Annotated in this window: 18 protein-coding genes and 1 pseudogene; 14 read left to right on the forward strand and 5 right to left on the reverse strand. The window is 74.8% G+C overall.

Translation table 11 applies throughout. From position 1 onward, the window contains the following. Positions 1–67 precede the first annotated feature (67 nt). From QBL21_RS18170 to purB, 5 genes are all read left to right on the forward strand, one after another. Positions 68–496, forward strand: coding sequence for a GNAT family N-acetyltransferase (locus QBL21_RS18170; RefSeq protein ID WP_407563258.1), 429 nt, complete (start codon positions 68–70; stop codon positions 494–496). 57 nt (positions 497–553) lie between these two features. Further along, positions 554–1945 (forward strand): hemolysin family protein, encoded by a 1392-nt coding sequence (locus QBL21_RS18175; RefSeq protein WP_407563259.1) that lies wholly within the window; start codon positions 554–556, stop codon positions 1943–1945. Continuing rightward, positions 1942–2955 carry a hemolysin family protein gene (locus QBL21_RS18180; RefSeq protein ID WP_407563260.1) on the forward strand — a complete coding sequence of 338 codons (1014 nt, stop codon included), beginning with the start codon at positions 1942–1944 and terminating at the stop codon, positions 2953–2955. The genes QBL21_RS18175 and QBL21_RS18180 overlap by 4 nt, the downstream gene beginning before the upstream one ends. 57 nt (positions 2956–3012) lie before the next feature. Next, the gene (locus tag QBL21_RS18185) at positions 3013–3786 is read left to right on the forward strand and encodes an SGNH/GDSL hydrolase family protein (protein WP_407563261.1); all 774 of its coding nucleotides are present in this window, start codon (positions 3013–3015) and stop codon (positions 3784–3786) included. 82 nt (positions 3787–3868) lie between these two features. Further along, entirely contained in the window at positions 3869–5308 is a 1440-nt protein-coding gene (gene purB / locus QBL21_RS18190; protein ID WP_407563262.1) for an adenylosuccinate lyase, read from the forward strand. A gap of 67 nt (positions 5309–5375) precedes the next feature. On the opposite strand, the gene QBL21_RS18195 is transcribed toward purB, so the two are convergent. Next, positions 5376–6116: an ABC transporter permease gene (locus QBL21_RS18195; RefSeq protein ID WP_407563263.1), complete on the reverse strand. Its 741-nt coding sequence runs from the start codon at positions 6114–6116 to the stop codon at positions 5376–5378. Positions 6117–6194: 78 nt separating this feature from the next. Further along, a pseudogene (locus tag QBL21_RS18200) lies at positions 6195–6863 on the reverse strand (ABC transporter ATP-binding protein); the annotation flags it as partial. 187 nt (positions 6864–7050) lie between these two features. On the opposite strand from QBL21_RS18200, the gene QBL21_RS18205 reads away from it, so the two are divergent. From QBL21_RS18205 to QBL21_RS18215, 3 genes are read left to right on the forward strand one after another with little or no spacing between them, the layout of a single operon-like run. Continuing rightward, positions 7051–8274: a sensor histidine kinase gene (locus QBL21_RS18205; protein ID WP_407566463.1), complete on the forward strand. Its 1224-nt coding sequence runs from the start codon at positions 7051–7053 to the stop codon at positions 8272–8274. A gap of 4 nt (positions 8275–8278) precedes the next feature. Next, positions 8279–8938, forward strand: coding sequence for a response regulator (locus tag QBL21_RS18210; protein WP_407563264.1), 660 nt, complete (start codon positions 8279–8281; stop codon positions 8936–8938). 44 nt (positions 8939–8982) lie between these two features. Then, on the forward strand, positions 8983–10140 hold the full coding sequence (locus tag QBL21_RS18215) for an ROK family protein (protein ID WP_407563265.1): 1158 nt from the start codon (positions 8983–8985) through the stop codon (positions 10138–10140). A gap of 123 nt (positions 10141–10263) precedes the next feature. Here the strand turns inward: QBL21_RS18215 and QBL21_RS18220 are convergent, their stop codons facing one another. Beyond that, entirely contained in the window at positions 10264–11001 is a 738-nt protein-coding gene (locus QBL21_RS18220; RefSeq protein ID WP_407563266.1) for a GntR family transcriptional regulator, read from the reverse strand. Between the two features lie 167 nt (positions 11002–11168). Here QBL21_RS18220 and QBL21_RS18225 point away from each other — a divergent pair, with 167 nt between their 5' ends. Continuing rightward, complete coding sequence (locus QBL21_RS18225; RefSeq protein ID WP_407563267.1) at positions 11169–11915, forward strand: SDR family oxidoreductase; 747 nt, start codon at positions 11169–11171, stop codon at positions 11913–11915. 6 nt (positions 11916–11921) lie between these two features. Here the strand turns inward: QBL21_RS18225 and sigJ are convergent, their stop codons facing one another. Next, on the reverse strand, positions 11922–12812 hold the full coding sequence (sigJ, locus tag QBL21_RS18230; RefSeq protein WP_407563268.1) for an RNA polymerase sigma factor SigJ: 891 nt from the start codon (positions 12810–12812) through the stop codon (positions 11922–11924). A gap of 236 nt (positions 12813–13048) precedes the next feature. On the opposite strand from sigJ, the gene QBL21_RS18235 reads away from it, so the two are divergent. The 3 genes from QBL21_RS18235 to QBL21_RS18245 all read left to right on the forward strand — a co-directional run bounded on the left by QBL21_RS18235 (position 13049) and on the right by QBL21_RS18245 (position 15907). After that, positions 13049–14581, forward strand: coding sequence for an alkaline phosphatase D family protein (locus QBL21_RS18235; RefSeq protein WP_407566464.1), 1533 nt, complete (start codon positions 13049–13051; stop codon positions 14579–14581). A gap of 61 nt (positions 14582–14642) precedes the next feature. Further along, a complete protein-coding gene (locus QBL21_RS18240) occupies positions 14643–15152 on the forward strand; it encodes a DUF1990 family protein (RefSeq protein ID WP_407563269.1) in 510 nt (169 codons plus the stop codon). 89 nt (positions 15153–15241) lie between these two features. Next, positions 15242–15907 (forward strand): GNAT family N-acetyltransferase, encoded by a 666-nt coding sequence (locus QBL21_RS18245; RefSeq protein ID WP_407563270.1) that lies wholly within the window; start codon positions 15242–15244, stop codon positions 15905–15907. Here the strand turns inward: QBL21_RS18245 and QBL21_RS18250 are convergent. Beyond that, positions 15873–17075: a trans-sulfuration enzyme family protein gene (locus QBL21_RS18250; RefSeq protein ID WP_407563271.1), complete on the reverse strand. Its 1203-nt coding sequence runs from the start codon at positions 17073–17075 to the stop codon at positions 15873–15875. The genes QBL21_RS18245 and QBL21_RS18250 overlap by 35 nt on opposite strands. 59 nt (positions 17076–17134) lie before the next feature. On the opposite strand from QBL21_RS18250, the gene QBL21_RS18255 reads away from it, so the two are divergent. Together QBL21_RS18255 and QBL21_RS18260 are read left to right on the forward strand one after the other, a co-directional pair. Next, positions 17135–17611, forward strand: a complete 477-nt coding sequence (locus tag QBL21_RS18255) for an Lrp/AsnC family transcriptional regulator (RefSeq protein WP_407563272.1) — start codon at positions 17135–17137, stop codon at positions 17609–17611. Between the two features lie 50 nt (positions 17612–17661). Then, positions 17662–19347, forward strand: a complete 1686-nt coding sequence (locus QBL21_RS18260; protein ID WP_407563273.1) for a DUF885 domain-containing protein — start codon at positions 17662–17664, stop codon at positions 19345–19347. Positions 19348–19456: the final 109 nt, after the last annotated feature.

Here is a 19456-nt window from a genome sequence, read left to right on the forward strand (position 1 = left end):
GGGCACCCGCCCTGCGTGAACCGAATCGGGTCGACGCGGGCGGACCGCCGGTGATGGGATGCCGGGCATGGACGATCTCCACATCCGGGCCGCGGAGCCCGCGGACGTGCCGGCCGTGCTCGCCTTCTGGAGAGCGGCGGCGGAGGGCACGTCCGTCAGCGACGACGAGGCGGGCGTCGCCGGGCTGCTGGCGCGCGACCCGGGCGCGCTGCTGCTGGCCGAGCGCGGCGGGGAGCTGGCGGGCACCGTCATCGCCGGCTTCGACGGCTGGCGCTGCCATCTGTACCGGCTCGCCGTGCACCCCGGCCACCGGCGGCACGGCGTCGGCACGGCGCTGCTGGCGGCGGCGGAGCGGCGGTTCACCGCCGCCGGCGGCCGGCGGGCGGACGCGATGGTGCTGAACCGCAACGAGCGGGCGCACCACGCGTGGCAGGCGGGGGGCTACGTACGCCAGGAGCAGTGGAGCCGCTGGGTCAAGCCGCTTGCGGCCGGGTGAGCGCGGTCGCCGCGCGGCGGCCGCGACCCTGCGTGATCATGAGACGGAGGTGACCCGATGACCGAAGTGCTGCTGCTGGTCCTGGCTCTGGCGCTCTGCCTGGCCTGCGGCCTGTTCGTGGCCGCCGAGTTCTCGCTGACGACGGTGGAGCGGGCCGAGCTGGAGCGGGCCGTGGACCGCGGCGAGCGCGGCGCGGCGGGGGCGCTCCAGGCGGTACGGAGTCTGACGTTCCAGCTCTCCGGCGCCCAGCTCGGCATCACCGTCACCAACCTCGTCGTCGGCATGCTCGCCGAGCCGTCGATCGCGGCCCTGCTCCGCGGCCCGCTGCGCGCGGTGGGCGTCCCCGGCTCGGCCACCTCCAGCGTCGCGCTGGTGCTGGGCACGGCGCTGTCGACCGTGGTCCTCATGGTCGTCGGCGAGCTGGTGCCCAAGAACTGGGCCATCTCCCGGCCGCTGGCCATGGCCAAGCGTGTCTCGGCCTTCCAGCGCACGTTCAGCGCCGTCTTCCGCCCGTTCATCGGCCATCTGAACAACACCGCCAACCGGGTGCTGCGGCTGATGGGCCTGGAGCCGGCCGAGGAGCTGGCCTCGGCGCGCAGCCCGCAGGAACTCGCCGCGCTGGCGCGGCACTCGGCGAAGAAGGGCTCGCTGGAGGCCGACTCCGCCGAGCTGTTCGTGCGCACCCTCGGGCTCGGTGAGCTGACCGCGGAGAACGTCATGACGCCGCGGATGCAGGTCGTCGCGCTGGACGCGGACGCCACCGTCGGGGACGTCGTCGACGCCTCCCGCTCCACCGGACTGTCCCGCTTCCCCGTCTACCGCGGCAGCCTGGACAGCGTCCTCGGCTACGTGCACGTCAAGGACGTCCTCGGCGTCCCCGCCGACCGCCGCGCCCGCCACCCGCTGACCCGGCTGCTGCGGGACCCGGTGCTGGTGCCCGAGACGCTGCCCGTCGCCCACGTGATGGACCGGCTGACGGACAAGCGCTCCATGGCGGTCGTGATCGACGAGTACGGCGGCACCGCGGGCGTGGTGACCATGGAGGACGTGGTGGAGGAGGTCATCGGCCAGGTGCGGGACGAGCACGACCCGCTGGAGACGCCCGACCTGCTGCCCAGCGGCGCGGACCCGGACGGCCGGATGCTCTTCGACGCCGACGGCCGGGTGCGTCCCGACCAGCTCGCGAAGATCGGCCTGCGGGTGCCGGAGGGCCCGTACGAGACGCTGGCCGGGCTGGTCGCCACGGAGCTGGGCCGCATCCCCGCCGACGGCGACGCGCTGGACGTCGGGGGCTGGCGGCTGGACGTCGTGGACGCGACCGGGCGCCGCGCGGCGCGCGTGCTGCTGCACGCCCCGCCGCCGGGCGCGGAGTCCGAGGACACCGGGGACGCGGCGGACGCAGGCGACGCCGGCAGCAGTACCGCCGCCGGCAGGGGGGAGACCGCATGACCGCCGTCCAGTTGCTCATCGGCCTGCTGACGCTCGTGCTCAACGCCTTCTTCGTGGGCGCGGAGTTCGCGCTGATCTCGGTGCGGCGCAGCCAGATCGAGCCGTACGCCCAGGACGGCGACCGCCGTGCGCGCCGCGTGATCTGGGGCCTGGAGCACGTCTCCACGCTGATGGCGGCGGCCCAGCTCGGCATCACGCTGTGCACGCTGGTCCTCGGCGTCGTCGCCGAGCCGGCCATCGCCCATCTGCTGGAGCCCGGCTTCGACGCCGTGGGCGTGCCGCACGGGCTGGTGCACCCGATCTCGTTCGCGATCGCGCTGGCCGTGGCGACGTATCTGCACATGCTGCTCGGCGAGATGGTGCCGAAGAACGTGGCGCTGGCCGACCCGGTGCGCTCCGCGCTGCTGCTCGGCCCGCCGCTGGTCGCGCTCACCCGCGCGCTGCGCCCCGTCGTCTTCACGGTCAACGCCTTCGCCAACGCGCTGCTCAAGCTGCTGCGCGTGCAGACCCGCGACGAGGTCGCGGCGTCGTTCTCCGACGCCGACCTGGCCCGCATGGTGGCGGACTCGGCGGAGGCCGCGCTGCTCGACGACCGCTCCGCCGAGCGGCTGCGCGACGCGCTGGAGCTGGGCCGCCGCCCGGTGAACGACGTGGTGGTGCCCACGGGGCACGTGGTGACCGCGCCCGTGGGCGTCACCCCGGAGGCGCTGGAGGCCCTGGCGGTGGCGTCCGGCTTCTCCCGCTTCCCGGTGGTGGACGACGGCGGCCGCATCCTGGGCTATCTGCACGTCAAGGACGCCCTCGGCGCCGCCGAGCGGGAGACGCCCTTCCCGCGTACGGCCATGCGCCGTATCGCCCGGGTGCGCGCGAGCGCGCCGCTGGACGACGTGCTGACCGCGATGCGCCGCAGCCGCACCCATCTGGCCGCGGTGACCGGCGAGGACGGCCGGGTGACGGGTCTGGTGACCATGGAGGACGTACTGCGCGAGCTGGTCGGCCGGGAGTCGTGACCTGCGGCCCGGCCGCCGGAAGGGCCGTCCGCGGCTGCGGGTAAAATCGACGCTGCCATGGACGCGAACGCCCCTTACACCAGTTTCGTCGCGGTCGGCGACTCCTTCACGGAGGGCATGTCCGACCTCCAGCCCGACGGCACCTACCGCGGCTGGGCGGACCTCCTCGCGGCCCGCCTCGCGGCGACGCAGCCCGGCTTCCGGTACGCGAATCTCGCCGTCCGCGGCAAGCTCATCCGGCAGATCCTCGACGAGCAGGTCGACCGGGCCGCCGCCATGGAGGCCGACGTCATCACCCTCGTCGGCGGCCTCAACGACGCGATCCGGCCGCGCTGCGACATGGGCCGGGTGTGCGGAGTGCTCGAAGAGGCGGTGGCGCGGCTGGCGCCGAACTGCAAGCAGCTCGTGCTGATGCGCAGCCCCGGGCGCAACGGGTCGGTGATGGAGCGGGTCAGACCGCGGATGGAGCAGTTGTTCGCGCACGTCGACGACCTCGCCGCGCGGCACGGCGCGCTGGTCGTGGACCTCTACGGCGCCCGGGTGCTCAGCGACGTACGGATGTGGGACGACGACCGGCTGCACCTGACGCCCGAAGGCCACCGCCGGGTCTGCGAAGCGGTGTGGCAGGTGCTCGGCGGGGCCCCCGAGGACGACTGGATGGGTGCGCTGCCGCCGACGGCGGCACACCCGCCGTGGTTCACCCGCCGGACCGCGGACATCCGCTTCGCCCGTACGCACCTGCTGCCGTGGGTGCACCGCCGGCTCACCGGCCGCTCCTCCGGCGACGGCCGCGCGCCGAAGCGCCCGGAGCTGCTGCCGTACGACGTCTGACACGCGCCCCCGCGCGAGCGAGGCCGGCGCACGCCCCGTGCGCCCGCACCGGCCGGCCGCCCGGCCCGTAGAATCTCCCCACGTGAACAAGCCGCGCATCCCCAACGTCCTGGCCGCCCGCTACGCCTCCGCCGAGCTGGCCGCCCTCTGGTCCCCCGAGCACAAGGTCGTCCTGGAGCGGCAACTGTGGCTCGCCGTGCTGCGCGCGCAGCGGGATCTGGGGATCGAGGTGCCCGAGGGCGCCGTCGCCGACTACGAGCGTGTGCTTCAGGACGTCGACCTCGCCTCGATCGCCGAGCGGGAGAAGGTCACGCGGCACGATGTGAAGGCCCGTATCGAGGAGTTCAACGCGCTCGCCGGGCACGAGCAGATCCACAAGGGGATGACGTCCCGCGACCTGACCGAGAACGTGGAGCAGCTTCAGGTGCGGCAGTCCCTGGAGCTGGTGCGCGACCGGGCGGTCGCGGTGCTGGCGCGGCTGGGCCGGCTGGCCGGCGAGCACGCCGGGCTGGTGATGGCCGGGCGCTCGCACAACGTCGCCGCGCAGGCCACCACCCTGGGCAAGCGGTTCGCCACCGCCGCCGACGAGCTGCTGACCGCGTACGGGCGCGTGGAGGACCTGCTCGCGCGCTACCCGCTGCGCGGTATCAAGGGCCCGGTCGGCACCGCGCAGGACATGCTCGACCTGCTCGGCGGCGGCAAGGGGGGCGCCGCGAGGCTGGCGGAGCTGGAGGGCCGGGTGGCCGGCCACCTGGGCTTCGCCCGCGCTTTCACCTCCGTCGGCCAGGTCTACCCGCGCTCGCTGGACTACGACGTGGTGGCGGCGCTGGTGCAGGTCGCCGCCGCGCCGTCGTCGCTGGCGAAGACGATCCGGCTGATGGCCGGGCACGAGCTGGTCACCGAGGGCTTCAAGCCGGGCCAGGTCGGCTCGTCCGCGATGCCGCACAAGATGAACACCCGCTCCTGCGAGCGCGTCAACGGCCTGATGGTGATCCTGCGCGGCTACGCCTCGATGACCGCCGAACTGGCCGGCGACACCTGGAACGAGGGCGACGTGTCCTGCTCGGTGGTACGCCGCGTGGCGCTGCCGGACGCGTTCTTCGCGCTCGACGGGCTGCTGGAGACGTTCCTGACGGTGCTGGACGAGTTCGGCGCCTTCCCCGCGGTGATCGCCCGCGAGCTTGACCGCTACCTGCCGTTCCTGGCCACCACCAAGGTGCTGATGGCGGCGGTACGGGCCGGGGTCGGCCGGGAGGAGGCGCACGAGGCCGTCAAGGAGCACGCGGTCGCCGCGGCCCTGGCGATGCGCGAGCGCGGCGCCGAGCGCAACGAACTGCTCGACCGGCTCGCCGCCGACGACCGCATCCCGCTGGACCGGGACCGGCTGGAGGCGCTGATGGCCGACCGGCTGTCGTTCACCGGCGCGGCGGAGGAGCAGGTGGCGGCGGTCGCGGCGCGGGTCGAGGAGGTCGTGAAGCGGCACCCGGAGGCGGCGGGCTACGCGCCCGGGGCGATCCTGTGACGCCGCCCGCCCCGGCCCCGTAGCGGATCCCCGAAACCCCGCGGCACCGCCCCCGGATGCCCGCCGGCTACGCGTCCCTGCGGCGCAGCGTCCACCAGCCGGCCAGCATCGCGGCGCCCGCCCACAGGGCGGTGACGGCGAGCCCGGCCAGCGGCGGGAGGTCCGTCGGCGGGTCGGCGAAGAGCACCTGCTGCCCGGCGCGGTCCGGCAGGTAGTCCGCGACTCCCGCCGACGACCCGACGCCGAGCACCATCGACACCACCAGGACGAACGGGATCAGGATGCCCAGCACCGCGATGCCGCTGCGCAGCACGGCGGCGAGCCCCGCGGCGAGCAGGGCCATGAGCGCCAGGTAGACGGCGCCGCCCACGACGCCGAGCAGCGCGCCGTCGTCGCCGGGGCCGAGGGCACGGTCGCCGAGCGCGGCGCCGCCGACCAGGAACGACAGGAACGTCGTCGGCAGCGCGACGGCGAACGTGAGCCAGCCGACGTGGGCGAGCTTGGCGGCGTAGAGCAGCCCGCGCCGCGGCACGGCGGCCAGCGTGGCGCGGATCAGCCCGCTCTGGTACTCGGACGACACCGCGAGGGTGCCGAAGACGATCGCGGCGATCTGACCGGGGCCCACCCCCGTGAGGACGGAGAACAGCGGGTCGAAGTCGCCGTCGACGGTCTCGGCGCCGCCGAGGGCGGCGCTGGCGAGGATGCCGAAGCCGGCGGTGACGAGCAGCACGCAGGCCAGCGACCACACGGTGCCGCGCAGCGTCGTGATCTTGATCCACTCGGAGCGGAGTACGGCGGTGGCGTTCATCGTTCAGACCTCCTTGGTTTCGCTGGTGAACTCCGCCGCCGTGGCGGTCAGCCGGAGGTACGCCTCCTCCAGGTCGGCCCTGCCCCCGACGAACTCCGCCAGCGGCGAGTCGGCGAGCAGCCGGCCGCGGCCGAGCACCACGAGGTGGTCGGCGAACGCGGCGGTCTCCGCCATCAGATGGCTGGAGACGAGCACGGTGCGGCCCTCGTCGGCGAGCCGGCGCAGCAGCCCGCGGATCCACACGATGCCCTCGGGATCGAGCCCGTTGGACGGCTCGTCCAGCAGCAGCACCGGCGGGTCGCCGAGGAGCGCGGCGGCGATGCCGAGGCGCTGGCGCATACCGAGCGAGTACGTCCGTACCCGCCGGCCCGCGGCGGACTCGATCCCGGTCAGCCGCAGCACCTCGGCGACTCGGGCGTCCGGCAGGCCGTTGCTCGCGGCGAGCGCGCGCAGGTGGGCGCGGCCGGTGCGGGAGCCGTGCGCGGCCTGCGCGTCGAGCAGGGCGCCGACCTGCCGGAGCGGTTCGGTCAGCTCCGCGTACGGCCGGCCGCCGACGGTGGCGGAACCGGAGGTGGCCCGGTCCAGGCCGAGGACGAGGCGCATGGTGGTGGACTTGCCGGCGCCGTTGGGGCCGAGGAAGCCGGTGACGCGGCCCGGCCGGACGGTGAAGGTCAGGGCGTCGAGCGCCCGTACGTCCCCGTAGACCTTGGTGAGGTCGCGGACCTCGATCGCTGTTGCTGCTGTCATACGGACAACGCTGCCGGTCACGGCGGTGCCGGGGCTTCCCCCGCGCGCGGGTTCGCCCTCCCCCGTACGGGGGAGCCGTCACCCGGGCGGCGCTGGCACGATGGACCGCGTGCCACGCTCTTCCCGGGGAGGCCCCCCGGCCCCCCGGTCACTCCCCCGGGCCGTGCCCCGGTACCTGTCCCGGTCCCTGGCTCGCCCGCTGCGGCCGGTGCTGCGGGCGGTGACGTACACGCGCTGGCTGCATCTGTTCATCGCCTCGGCACTGGCCATGCTGGGCGCCTTCATCTGGGGGCCGGACGACCTGCCGCCCGTGATCGGCTACGGCTTCCTCGTCCTGGCCCCGGTGCCGCTGCTCGCCGTCGCCGCGACGGTCCCCGCCACCCGGATCCTGGAGACGGCGCAGGCCCGGCTGCTGCTGTACCCGGGTCCGCACGCCCGCGGGGGGCAGCGGGAGCCGGGGCTCGCGGACACGCCCGCGGCCTCGTGGACCGGCCGCGGCCGGGTCTTCGTCTGGCTGGTGCTGCGGCTGTGGCTGGGGTTCGCGGCCGCCATGGTCACCATGCAAGGGATCTTCCTCACCGTCGCGCTGGCCTCCGAGTCCCAGTGGGAGGGGTTCGACTCGGAGGTCCTGCCGCTCCCGGGCGCGTGGCACGGCGCGTACCCGCTGCTCGTCCCGGTCGCGGCGGCGGCCGTGCTGGCGGTCGGCTGGGGCTCCGGCTCGCTGGCCGCGGCGCTGGCACCCCGGCTGCTCGGGCCGTCCGCCGCCGAGCGGCTGGCCGCGCTGGAGGAGCGGACCGAACGGCTGCTGGAGCACAACCGGCTGGCCCGCGAGCTCCACGACACCATCGGGCACGCGCTGACCGTCGCCGTGGTGCAGGCGGGAGCCGCGCGGGCGGCGGGGTCGCCGGAGTTCACCGAGCGGGCGCTGAGCGCGATCGAGGACACCGGCCGGGAGGCGCTGGAGGACCTGGAGCGGGTGCTGCGGCTGCTGCGCAAGGACGCCGCACCGCCGTCCCGGCGGCCTGGGCTGGCCGAGGCGGAACGGCTGGTGGCCTCCGCGCGCGGCGCGGGCGCCGTGATCAGCGCGGAGATCGAGGGCCCGCTGGAGTCGGTGCCGGGGCCGGTGTCGCGGGAGGGCTACCGCATCGTGCAGGAGTGCCTGACGAACGTGCTGCGGCATGCGGGGCCGGTGCCGGTCACGGTGCGTATCGCGGCCTCGGCGGGCGTGCTTGAGCTGTTCGTGCGCAACAAGCTGCCCGTGGAGGCGGCGGACGGCACGGCGGCCCCCGCCGGGCCGGGCGGCAGCGGTCTGCGCGGCATCCGCGAGCGCGCCGCATTGCTCGGCGGCGAGGCCGTCACCGGACCCTGCGACGGCGAGTGGAGGGTGCGGGTCACGCTGCCGATACAGTGACCGCGTGCCCGTCTCCGTCCTCCTCGTCGACGACGACGCCCTGGTCCGCGCCGGGCTGCGGGCGATCCTGGAGGCGCAGCCCGACATCGAGGTGGTGGGCGAGGCGGCGGACGGCGCCGCGGTGATCCCGCTGGTGCGGCGGCTGGCGCCGGACGTCGTCGCGATGGACGTACGGATGCCGCTGATGGACGGCATCGAGGCCACCCGGGCGGTGCTGCGCGCCTTCGACCCGCCGCCGAAGATCCTCGTCGTGACCACCTTCGAGGAGGATCAGTACGTGTACGGGGCGCTGCGCGCCGGCGCCGACGGCTTCCTCCTCAAGCGCGCCCGGCCGGCGGAGATCGTGCACGCGGTGCGGCTGGTGGCCGAGGGCGAGTCGCTGCTCTTCCCGGCCGCGCTGCGGTCGCTGGCCGCCGGGCACGGCAACGAGGCGGCGCGCACGGCGGTGGCGGCGGCGCGGCTGACCGACCGGGAGGGCGAGGTGCTGCGGCTCATCGCCCGCGGGCTGACGAACGCCGAGATCGCCGCGGAGCTGGTGCTCGGCACCGAGACCGTGAAATCTCACGTCAGTGCGCTGCTGGCGAAGCTGGGGGCCCGGGACCGGACACAGGCGGTGATCACGGCGTACGAGTCGGGGTTCGTCGCTCCCGGTGCGGCCGGATAGCGGATACGATCCGCTATCCGGAAGCATGGCCAGGGAGGCTGACGTTGGCGCAGCTCACCGGCGGGGACCCGTCCCTGCTGCGGCGGATCAACTCCGCAGTCGTCCTGCGCGCGCTGCGCGACGCCGGCTCGGCGACGCTGACCGAGCTGGTGCGCACCACCGGGCTGTCGCGGCCCACCCTGGACGGCGTGCTGGAGGGCCTGGCCGCCAGCGGTCTTGTGGTGGAGGCCCCGGCCGAGGAGGGCACGACGCGGCGCCAGGGCCGGCCCGCCCGCAAGTTCCGCTTCCACGCCGAGTCGGGCCATCTGCTGGGCATCGAGATCGGTCCGCACCGGGTCTCCGTCCTGCTCTCCGACCTCGACGGCCGGCTGCGCGGCTCGGCGTCGCGCACCGTGGACGAGACCGCGGAGGCCGACGACCGGCTGGCGGCCGTACGGACCGTGGTGCAGGAGGTGCTGCGGCGGACCGGCGTGGCGCGCAGCACGCTGCGCGCGGTGGGCGTCGGCAGCCCCGGCATCGTGGAGGCGGACGGCATGGTGCGCCTGAGCACGGCGCTGCCCGGCTGGACGGGCATCAACCTCGCGGAGCGGCTGGCCCGTTCGTTCCGCTGCCCGGTGCTGGTGGAGAACGACGCGAACACCGCCGCCGTCGCCGAGCACTGGAAGGGCGCCGCGCGGCACTCGGCGGACGTGGTCTTCGTCCGCGCCGGGCTGAGCCCCGGCGCCGGGTCGCTGATCGGCGGGCGGCTGCACCGCGGGTTCGGCGGCGCGGCGGGCGAGATCGGGGCGCTGCACCTGCTGGGCCGGGAGGCGACGCCGGAGAAGCTGCTGAGCGTCACCGGGGAGCCGCTGCACCCGCTGGACGAGCCGGCGGTGGCCGAGGTCTTCTCACTGGCGCAGGGCGGTGACAAGCGGGCGCGCCGGGCCGTGGACCGGTTCATGCAGCGGCTGGTGCACGACGTGGCGGCGCTGGTGCTGGCCCTGGATCCGGAGCTGGTGGTGATCGGCGGCTGGGCGGCGGGCGTGGACGACGTGCTGGAGCCGCTGCACGCGGAGCTGGCCCGCTACTGCCTGCGGCCCCCGGAGGTCGTGGTGTCGCTGCTGGGCGAGGCGGCGGTGGCCACGGGCGCACTGCGGCTGGCCCTGGACCACCTGGACGAGGAGCTGTTCGCCGTGGAGAGCACGGTCACGGCGCGGCGGTGAGCCGCGGGCCGGGCGGGGTGTGCGCTCCCGGCCCGGCCCTGTGCGCTCTCGGCCGCGTCTGCGGCCCTGCCGTTCTTCCCGGCGCGGGGTTCTGCGCCCGGTTCGTACGACGGGGGCGGCGGCTCAGCTCGCCAGCACCGCCGCGTCCGCGTCGAGGGTGAGCCGGCAGGTGTCCGCGCGGTACGTCGAGACCGCGACGGCGGCGGTGCGCCCCCCGGAGACGTAGCGCGTGGTGACCACCAGCACCGGAGCGCCCGGCAGCCGGTCCAGCTCGCGGGCGTCCTCCGCGCGCGCCGAGCCCAGCTCGACGGTGCGGTCCTGGCCCTCCAGCGGCAGCCGGTGCAGCTCGTGCAGCACGGCGCGGGCGCGGGCGGCGCCGACGGAGGCGTCGCCGCGGCTGAAGCCGGGCGCGGAGACCCCCGGGACGTAGATCAGCTCGGCCGCGACCGGCTGCCCGTTGCGGCTGCGGGAGCGGTGCACCCGGTGCACGGGGTCCGTCGCATCGGTGCCGAGCATGCGCGCGACGGCCGCGGGCGCCGCGACCGCGGCGGCGTCGACGGCCTCCCAGCCGTCGTCGGCCTCGCCGGGCCACATCTGCCGCGGGGAGCCCACCGGGACGCCGACGCGCGGCGGCGCCACCGTCGTCCCGACGCCGCGCCTGCGCTGGAGCCGGCCCTCCAGCTCCAACTGGTCGAGCGCCTGCCGCAGGGTCGCGCGGGCGACGCCGAAGCGGGCCGCCAGCTCGCGCTCGTTGGGCAGGATCTCCCCCACCGAGAACTCCGACTCCAGCGCCTCGCTGATGACGCCCTTGAGATGCCAGTACTTCAGCTCGGTCACGGTGTCCGGCTGCGTGGTCCCCACCTGATCCTCGCAATCCCCGTCGGCCTGGCCGCCTTTATGCGCGGTTGTTTATGAAAGGTTGTTGCAGTATCTCTCGCCGACAGTAGGACGCCACCCGGACTTGGTCAAGACCAATGCCCCTGGGGTACGGTCCGTTCGTCGGTCGGACGGACGGCGGAAAGGCAGCGATGGACCAGGTCACAGTGGTCACGGGGGGCAGTCGCGGCATCGGCGCGGCGATCGTGCGGAGACTGGCCCGTGCCGGTCACGCCGTCGCGCTCGTGTACGAGCGGGCGGAGGCCGCCGCGGAGGGGGTGGCGGCCGAGGCGCGGGCCGAGGGGGTGGCGTGCGTGGCCGTACGGGCCGACGTGAGCGACGCCGGGCAGGTCGACGCACTGTTCGACACCGCCCGCGAACGCCTCGGCCCGGTCACCGGGCTGGTGAACAACGCCGGGATCACCGGGCCGCTGGGCCGGTTCGACGAGACGTCCCTCGACGTGATGCGCCGGGTGCTGGACGTGAACGTGATGGGCACGTTCATCTGCACCCGGCGCGCGGTGCGGGAGATGTCCACGCGGCACGGGGGCGGCGGCGGTGCGATCGTCACCATCTCCTCCGGCGCCGCCACCCTCGGCAGCCCCGGCGAGTACGTGCACTACGCGGCGAGCAAAGCGGCCGTGGACGCCATGACCACCGGTCTGGCCAAGGAGCTGGGGCCCGAGGGCGTACGGGTGAACTCCGTGCAGCCCGGGATGACGGTCACCGACATGCACGCGGCGATGGGCGACCCGGAGCGGCCCTGGCGCAACCCGGAGCGGGTGCCGATGCGCCGGCCCGGGGAGCCCGAGGAGATCGCGGGCGCGGTGGCGTGGCTGCTGTCCGAGGAGGCGTCGTACACGACCGGCGCGGTGCTGCGGGTCTCCGGCGGGCTCTAGGGGCCGCTACGGGCGTACGCCGCGGAGTTTGTCCGGGTTGCGCATGACGTAGATGCGGGCGATCCGGCCCTGGCGGAGCTGGAGCACCATGGCCGTGTCCGGCTCGCCCTTGGACAGGAGCAGCAGCCCGGGCTCGCCGTTGACCTCGCGGAACACGATGCTGGGCTCCACCACCGTGTCGAGGTCGCGCGCCCCGCCGATGAAGAACCGGGCCGTCTTGTCGTCGCCCTTGATGACGCGCCGGGCCGCCTTCGCCTTGCCGCCGGAGTCCGAGACGACGTCCACGTCCGGGGCCAGCAGCGCCATCAGCCCCTCCAGGTCGCCGCCGGCGGCGGCTTCGAGAAACCGCTCGGTGATGTTGCGCTGGGCGGTGATGTCCACGTCGTAGCGCGGCTTGCGCTCCGTGACGTGCCGCCGGGCGCGGCCGGCGAGCTGGCGTACGGCCTCCTCGGAGCGGTCGAGCATCGCGCCGATGTCCGCGTACGGGAAGCCGAACGCCTCCCGGAGCACGAAGACGGCCCGCTCCAGCGGCGACAGCGACTCCATCACCACCAGCATCGCCAGCGTCACCGACTCGGCGAGCAGCGCGCGCTCCGAGCCGTCCGGCAGCGAGTCGCCGAGGACGTCGGTGGCCAGCGGCTCGGGGAGCCAGGAGCCGACGTACGCCTCCCGCCGGGCCTGCGTCTGGCGCAGCCGGTCCAGGGCGAGGCGGGTGGCGATGCGCACGAGGTAGCCGCGCGTGTCGCGGACCTGCTCGCGGTCCGCGGCCGACCAGCGCAGCCAGGTGTCCTGCACCACGTCCTCGGCGTCGGCGAACCCGCCGAGCATGCGGTAGGCCACGCCCATCAGGACGGATCGGTGCTCCTCGAAGACGTCGAGGTCGGTGCCCTCTGCCACCTCTTCATACCACCTGACGGACCACCCGCCTGTCCAATCGGGCGCGCACGGCTTGCCGGGCCGGCCCGGCGGTGCGTGCGTCGCACTTCCCCCGCCGCGGAGGCAGTTGTTCACTTGTCGTTCGTGTCATGGGCAACACACGCCGGTAGGTCTGACGGCGCACGACGATCCGCACGTCGACGGGAGACCAGGTGAACACGGGAGACAGAGCGACCGGCGGCCCCGCCCGCCGGTCGGTGCTGCGCGGCGGCCTCGCCGCCTCCGCCGCGCTGGCGGTGCCCACGCTGTCCGGCAGCGCCCCCGCGCAGGCGCTCGCGGGCCGGCCGGAGGCCGCGTGGGGCGTACAGGTGGGCGATGTGACGGCCGCGGGCGGCACGGTGTGGGTACGCGCCGACCGCCCGGCGCGGATGGTCGTGGAGACCTCCGCCACCGACTCGTTCCGCAGGGTGCGGCGCCACCGCGGCCCGCTGCTCGGCCCGCGCACCGACTACACCGGCACCGTGCGGCTGCACGGGCTGCCGTCCGGGGAGCAGGTGCACTACCGGGTGGTGCTGGAGGACGTGGACGACCCGCGCCGCTCCGGCGAGCCGGCCGAGGGCACGTTCCGTACGGCCCCGGGGCGCCGCGGCGACGTGCGCTTCGTCTGGTCGGGCGACGTCGCGGGCCAGGGCTGGGGCATCAACCCCGACCGCGGCGGCTACCGCGTGTACTCCGAGATGCAGCGGCTCGATCCGGACTTCTTCCTGCACAGCGGCGACACCGTATACGCCGACGGTCCGCTGAGCGCCGAGGTGCCGCTGCCCGACGGCACGGTGTGGCGCAATCTGGTCACCGAGGAGAAGTCGAAGGTCGCCGAGACGCTCGCCGAGTACCGCGGCAACTTCCGCTACAACCTGCTCGACGCGAACGTGCGCCGCTTCAACGCGCAGGTGCCGATCGTGGTGCAGTGGGACGACCACGAGGTGGTCAACAACTGGTATCCGGGCGAGGTCCTCACCGACGCGCGCTACACCGAGCGCCGCGCCGACGTGCTCGCCGCCCGCGCCCGGCGCGCGTTCGCCGAGTACTTCCCGGTGCCGGCGCTCGGCTCCGACGGCGCCGGCCGGATCTACCGCAGGGTCTCGTACGGGCCGCTCCTCGACGTCTTCGTGCTGGACATGCGCACGTACCGCAACGCCAACTCCGACGGGCTCGCCCCGGACGACGTCCACGGCATCCTCGGACGCGAGCAACTGGACTGGCTCAAGCGGGAGCTGAAGCGCTCGCGCGCGGAGTGGAAGGTCATCGCCTCCGACATGCCGCTGGGCCTGGTCGTACCGGACGGCACGACGGCGATCGAGGCGGTGGCGCAGGGCGACCCGGGGGCGCCGCTGGGCCGGGAGCTCCAGATCGCCGAGCTGCTGCGGTACATCAAGCACCGGCGGATCACCGGCACGGTGTGGCTGACCGCGGACGTGCACCACACCTCGGCGCAGCACTACGACCCGGCGCGGGCGGGGTTCACGGACTTCGCGCCGTTCTGGGAGTTCGTCACGGGGCCGCTGCACGCGGGCGCGTTCCCGGGCACCGCGCTGGACGGCACGTTCGGGCCGGAGCGGGTGTTCCTCAAGGCGCCGGAGACGGGCAACGTGGCGCCGAGCCAGGGCTTCCAGTTCTATGGCGAGGTGCACATCGACGGCGGCAGCCGCGAGTTGACCGTGCGGCTGCGCGAGGAGGGCGGCGCGGTGCTGTTCACGAAGGTGCTCCAGCCGGGGCGCGTCGGGCAGTAGCCCGATCGTCCGCGGGTGTCCCGCGGCGGCGCGTCGCCGGGCGACGCGTACGCTGCGGGGCGTGGACGACTTCACGTACGCCCCGGTCGGCGCCACCCGCGAGGGCCGCGGGCCGGCGGGCTTCGACACCTTCGCGGTACGCACCCGCGTCGGCTCGGGGCCGGAGGCGTACCGGAAGGCGACCGAGGCGGTGCTGACGTTCCGGATGCACCGGGCCGTCGGGGTCACGGTCGACGCGGAGGGGCCGCGCGCCGAGCCCGGCGTGCGGGTCGTCGTCGGCCTCGGCCGGCGCCCGCTGCGCGTCCTGGCGCCGTGCCGCGTCGTGTGGGCGGAGCGGGGCGAGCGGCGCGGCGGCTTCGGGTACGGAACGCTGGCGGGGCACCCGGAGGCGGGTGAGGAGGCGTTCGTCGTCCAGTGGGCGGACGACGACGCCGTCTGGCTGACCGTCCGGGCGTACAGCCGCCCGGCCGTCCGATGGGTGGCAACCATGGGACCGCTTGTAGGCGTCTTCCAGCGCGTGTACGCACGGCGCTGCGGCCGGGTGTTGCGCCGGCTGGCGACCGTCGGCTGAAAACTGACCCCATAGGTCCGATTCACCCTTTACCATCCGGTCACAGCTCGTTCTTGATCACGCAATACCCGTCCGGAAAGCTGGAGTTCATGGCCGATCACACCGCACCGACGGAGGAGGGCCCGCGGCGCGCGCCCGCGGCGCCCGGTCCGTACACGATCGCCGCCGTGGCCCGGGCGGGCGCCCGGCCCCACCCCCTGCCGGCCTGCTGCCCGGGGGCGCGCCCGCCGCGCCGCCGCGACGCGACGGGGCCGCGCAACGCCAGCCCTCTCGCGTTCCGCGAGGCGGGCCCGGAGGACTACGACGCCGCACTGGCGATGCACCGGCGCTGCTCGCGGAGCACGCTGGCCATGCGCTACCAGGGCCCGCCCGGCGAGGCCGACGGCTATCTGCGCCACCTGCTCAGCCCGCACTTCGGCCGCACGCTGGCGGTGCAGACGGCCGGCGGCCGGCTGGTCGCCCTCGGGCACCTGCTGTGGGACGACGCCGAGGCCGAGGTGGCGCTGCTGGTGGAGGACGCCTGGCAGCGCCGGGGCCTCGGCACGGATCTGCTGCGGCGGCTGCTGGCGATGGCGGCGGGCATGGGCTACGGCAGCGTGTACGTCGTGACGCGGTCCCTGGACGCCGCCATGGGCGCCACCCTGCGCGGGGCGGGCGTGCCGCTGGAATACCAGGTGGAGGGCGCCACGCTGGTGGTCACCGCCCACCTGGACGAGTTGCTCATCCCCGCCGCGGGCCGCGCCGGCTGCCACTGACGGCGCCGCCGCCCGCGGCGGACTCCGCAGCGGAGTCCGCGCCCGCGTCCAGCGCCGCGCTCAGGTCCGCCCACAGGTCGTCGACGTCCTCCAGCCCGACCGACATCCGCAGCAGCCGCTCGCCGATCCCGCCCGAGCGGCGGTCGGCCGGGTCGACGATCCGGTGGCTGATCGAACCCGGGTGCTGGATGAGGGTGTCGACGCTGCCGAGGCTCACCGCAGGGGTGATCAGCCGCACGGCGGCGATGACCGCGTGCGGGTCGCCGCTCACCTCGAAGGCGACCATCGCGCCGCCGAGCCGCGGGTAGCGCACCCGGGTCACCGCCGGGTGGCCGGCGAGCCGGCGGGCCAGTTCTGCGGCGGCCTGGGACTGGGCCCGTATCCGTACCGGAAGGGTCGCCAGTCCCCGCAGCAGCAGATAGCCGGCGAGCGGGTGGAGCACACCGCCGGTGGCGAAGCGGATCCGGCGCAGCGCGCCGGCCAGTTCCTCGTCGCAGGCGACGACGCCGCCCATCACGTCGCCGTGGCCGCCGAGGTACTTGGTGGCGCTGTGCAGCACGAGCCGGGCGCCGTGCTCGGCGGGGCGCTGGAGGACGGGCGTGGCGAAGGTGTTGTCGACCAGCAGCGGGACCGAGCCGCAGGAGTACGCGACGGCCCTGAGGTCCGTCTCGGCCAGCGTGGGGTTCGCGGGGGTCTCGACGAGCACCAGGCCGGTGTCCGGCCGCATGGCGTCGGCGACGCCCGCCGGGTCGGTCCAGGTCACCTCGGTGCCGAGCAGGCCGCTGTCGAGCAGGTGGTCGCTGCACCCGTAGAGCGGCCGGACGGCGACGACGTGGCGCAGGCCGAGGCCGGCGCGTACCAGCAGGCAGGCGCTGAGCGCGGCCATCCCGCTGGCGAAGGCGACGGCGGACTCGGTCCCCTCCAGCCGGGCGAGGGCCTGTTCGAAGCGGGCGACGGTGGGGTTGCCGAGCCGGCCGTAGACCTGCGGTCCTTCGAGCGCGCCGCCGGTGGCGGCGAACTCGTCGATACGGGCGGCCTCACCCCTGCTGTCCGGGGAGGGGTAGGTCGTGGACAGGTCGAGCGGGGCGGCGTGCAGGCCGAGGGCCGCGAGGTCTTCGCGCCCGGCGTGCACGGCCTCGGTGGCGAGCGAACGCGTCGGGGTCTCCATGCCCCGATGCTGAATGCCGTACGGGCGGATGGCGCCGATCTCCGTGCTACGTTCGGCCGATGCCCGATTCGCCTGCTCTCGATCCGGTGGACCTGGAGATTCTGCGGGTGCTCCAGAACGACGCCCGGACCACCAACCGCGAGCTGGCCGCCGCCGTGGGCGTCGCGCCCTCCACCTGCCTGGACCGCGTGGCCCGGCTGCGCCGTGCCGGCGTGATCACTGGCCACCGGCTGGCGATCGACCCCGCGCGGCTCGGCCGGGGTCTGGAGGCGCTGCTGTCGGTGCAGGTGCGCCCGCACCGCCGCGACCTGATCGGCCCGTTCGTCGAGCGGGTCCGCTCGCTGCCCGAGTCCCGCGCGCTGTTCCACCTCACCGGGCCGGACGACTACCTCCTGCACGTCGCCGTACGCGACGCGGCCGACCTCCAGCGCCTGGTCCTGGACGAGTTCACCTCCCGCAGGGAGGTCGCGCGGGTGGAGACGCGGCTGGTCTTCCAGCACTGGGAGTGCGGCCCGCTGCTGCCTCCGGAGGCATGACGCCGTTTCGGTGATGACGGCGCCCACCCCCGTGTACGAGGATGGCCCGCATGCCCGACTCCACGAACCAGCGACTGCCCCGGCAGGTGGCGGACGCCTACGTCGACGACCTGATCGACCTCGACCCCATCAGCGGCACCATGCTCGGCGTGCCGGAGAGTTCCCGTACTCTCCCCGACTTCTCCCCCGACGGCCAACAGGCCGTCGCCGAGCTGGGCCGCGCCACCCTTGCGGCCCTCGACGAGGCCGAGCGGCAGCCCGGCGCGGACAGCGACGCCGAGCGGCGCTGCGGCCGGCTGCTGCGGGAGCGGCTGACCGCCGAACTCGCCGTCCACGACGCCGACGAGGGCCTGCGGGCCGTCAGCAACATCCACTCGCCGGTTCACCTGATGCGCGAGTGCTTCACGCTGATGCCGACCGCGGGCGAGGACGACTGGTCGGACATCGCGGCCCGGCTGCGCGCCGTCCCGGCGGCCGTCGAGGGCTACCGGCAGTCGCTGGCCGAGGGCGTGGGCAAGGGGCTCCTCGGCGGGCCGCGGCCCACCGGCACGTTCGTCGGCCAGCTCACCGAGTGGGCGGGCGACGGCCGCGGCTGGTTCGGCGACCTGGCCGCCACCGGCCCCGAGGCGCTGCGCGGGGAGCTGGACGCGGCGGCGGGCGAGGCCACCGCCGCCGTGGGCGCGCTGCGTGACTGGATGCGCGACGTGTACGCGCCGGCCGCGGCGGGCACCGCCGACGTCGTCGGCCGCGAGCGCTACGCCCGCTGGTCGCGGTTCTTCAACGGCGCGGACCTCGACCTGGACGAGTCGTACGCGTACGGCTGGTCGGAATACCACCGGCTGCTCAGCGAGATGAAGACCGAGGCCGCGAAGATCCTGCCCGGCGCCGCCACCCCCTGGGAGGCGCTGAAGCACCTGGACGAGCACGGCGCCCACATCGAGGGCGAGGACGCCGTCCGCGACTGGCTCCAGGGGATCATGGACGAGGCCATCACGGCGCTCGACGGCACGCACTTCGAACTGGCCGAGCCGGTGCGCCGGGTGGAGTCCCGGATCGCCCCGCCCGGCGGCGCCGCCGCGCCGTACTACACCCCGCCGGCCGAGGACTTCTCCCGCCCCGGCCGCACCTGGCTGCCGACGATGGGCGAGACCCGCTTCCCGGTCTACGACCTGGTCTCCACCTGGTACCACGAGGGCGTGCCCGGCCACCATCTCCAGCTCGCGCAGTGGGTGTACGTCAAGGACCAGCTCTCCCGCTACCAGTCGACGATCGGCTGGGTCAGCGCCAACTGCGAGGGCTGGGCCCTGTACGCGGAGCGGCTGATGGACGAGCTGGGCTTCCTCACCGACGCGGAACGGCGGCTCGGCTACCTGGACGCGCAGATGATGCGCGCCGCGCGCGTGATCGTCGACATCGGCATGCACCTGGAGCTGCCGATCCCGGACCACTCCCCCTTCCACCCGGGCGAGCGGTGGACACCGGCGCTGGCACAGGAGTTCTTCGGGATGCACAGCGGCCGGCCCGCGGACTTCGTGGAGAGCGAGCTGACGCGCTATCTGTCGATGCCGGGGCAGGCGATCGGCTACAAGATCGGCGAACGGGCCTGGCTGCGCGGCCGGGACGCGGCGCGCAAGGCGCACGGCGCGTCGTTCGACGCCAAGGCGTGGCACATGGCCGCGCTGTCGCAGGGCTCGCTCGGGCTGGACGACCTGGAGGCCGAGCTGTCGGCGCTGTGAGGTGAGACCCGCGTCGCGTGCGGCGTGAGTCCGGCGTACGGCCGCGGCCCCCCGGGGTCGCGGCCGTACGCGCGTCCGGGGCCCGGAGCACGCCCGGCGGCCGGTCAGC

Source organism: Streptomyces sp. 184, from assembly GCF_045781775.1.
In the GTDB taxonomy this organism is placed as follows: Bacteria; Actinomycetota; Actinomycetes; order Streptomycetales; family Streptomycetaceae; genus Streptomyces.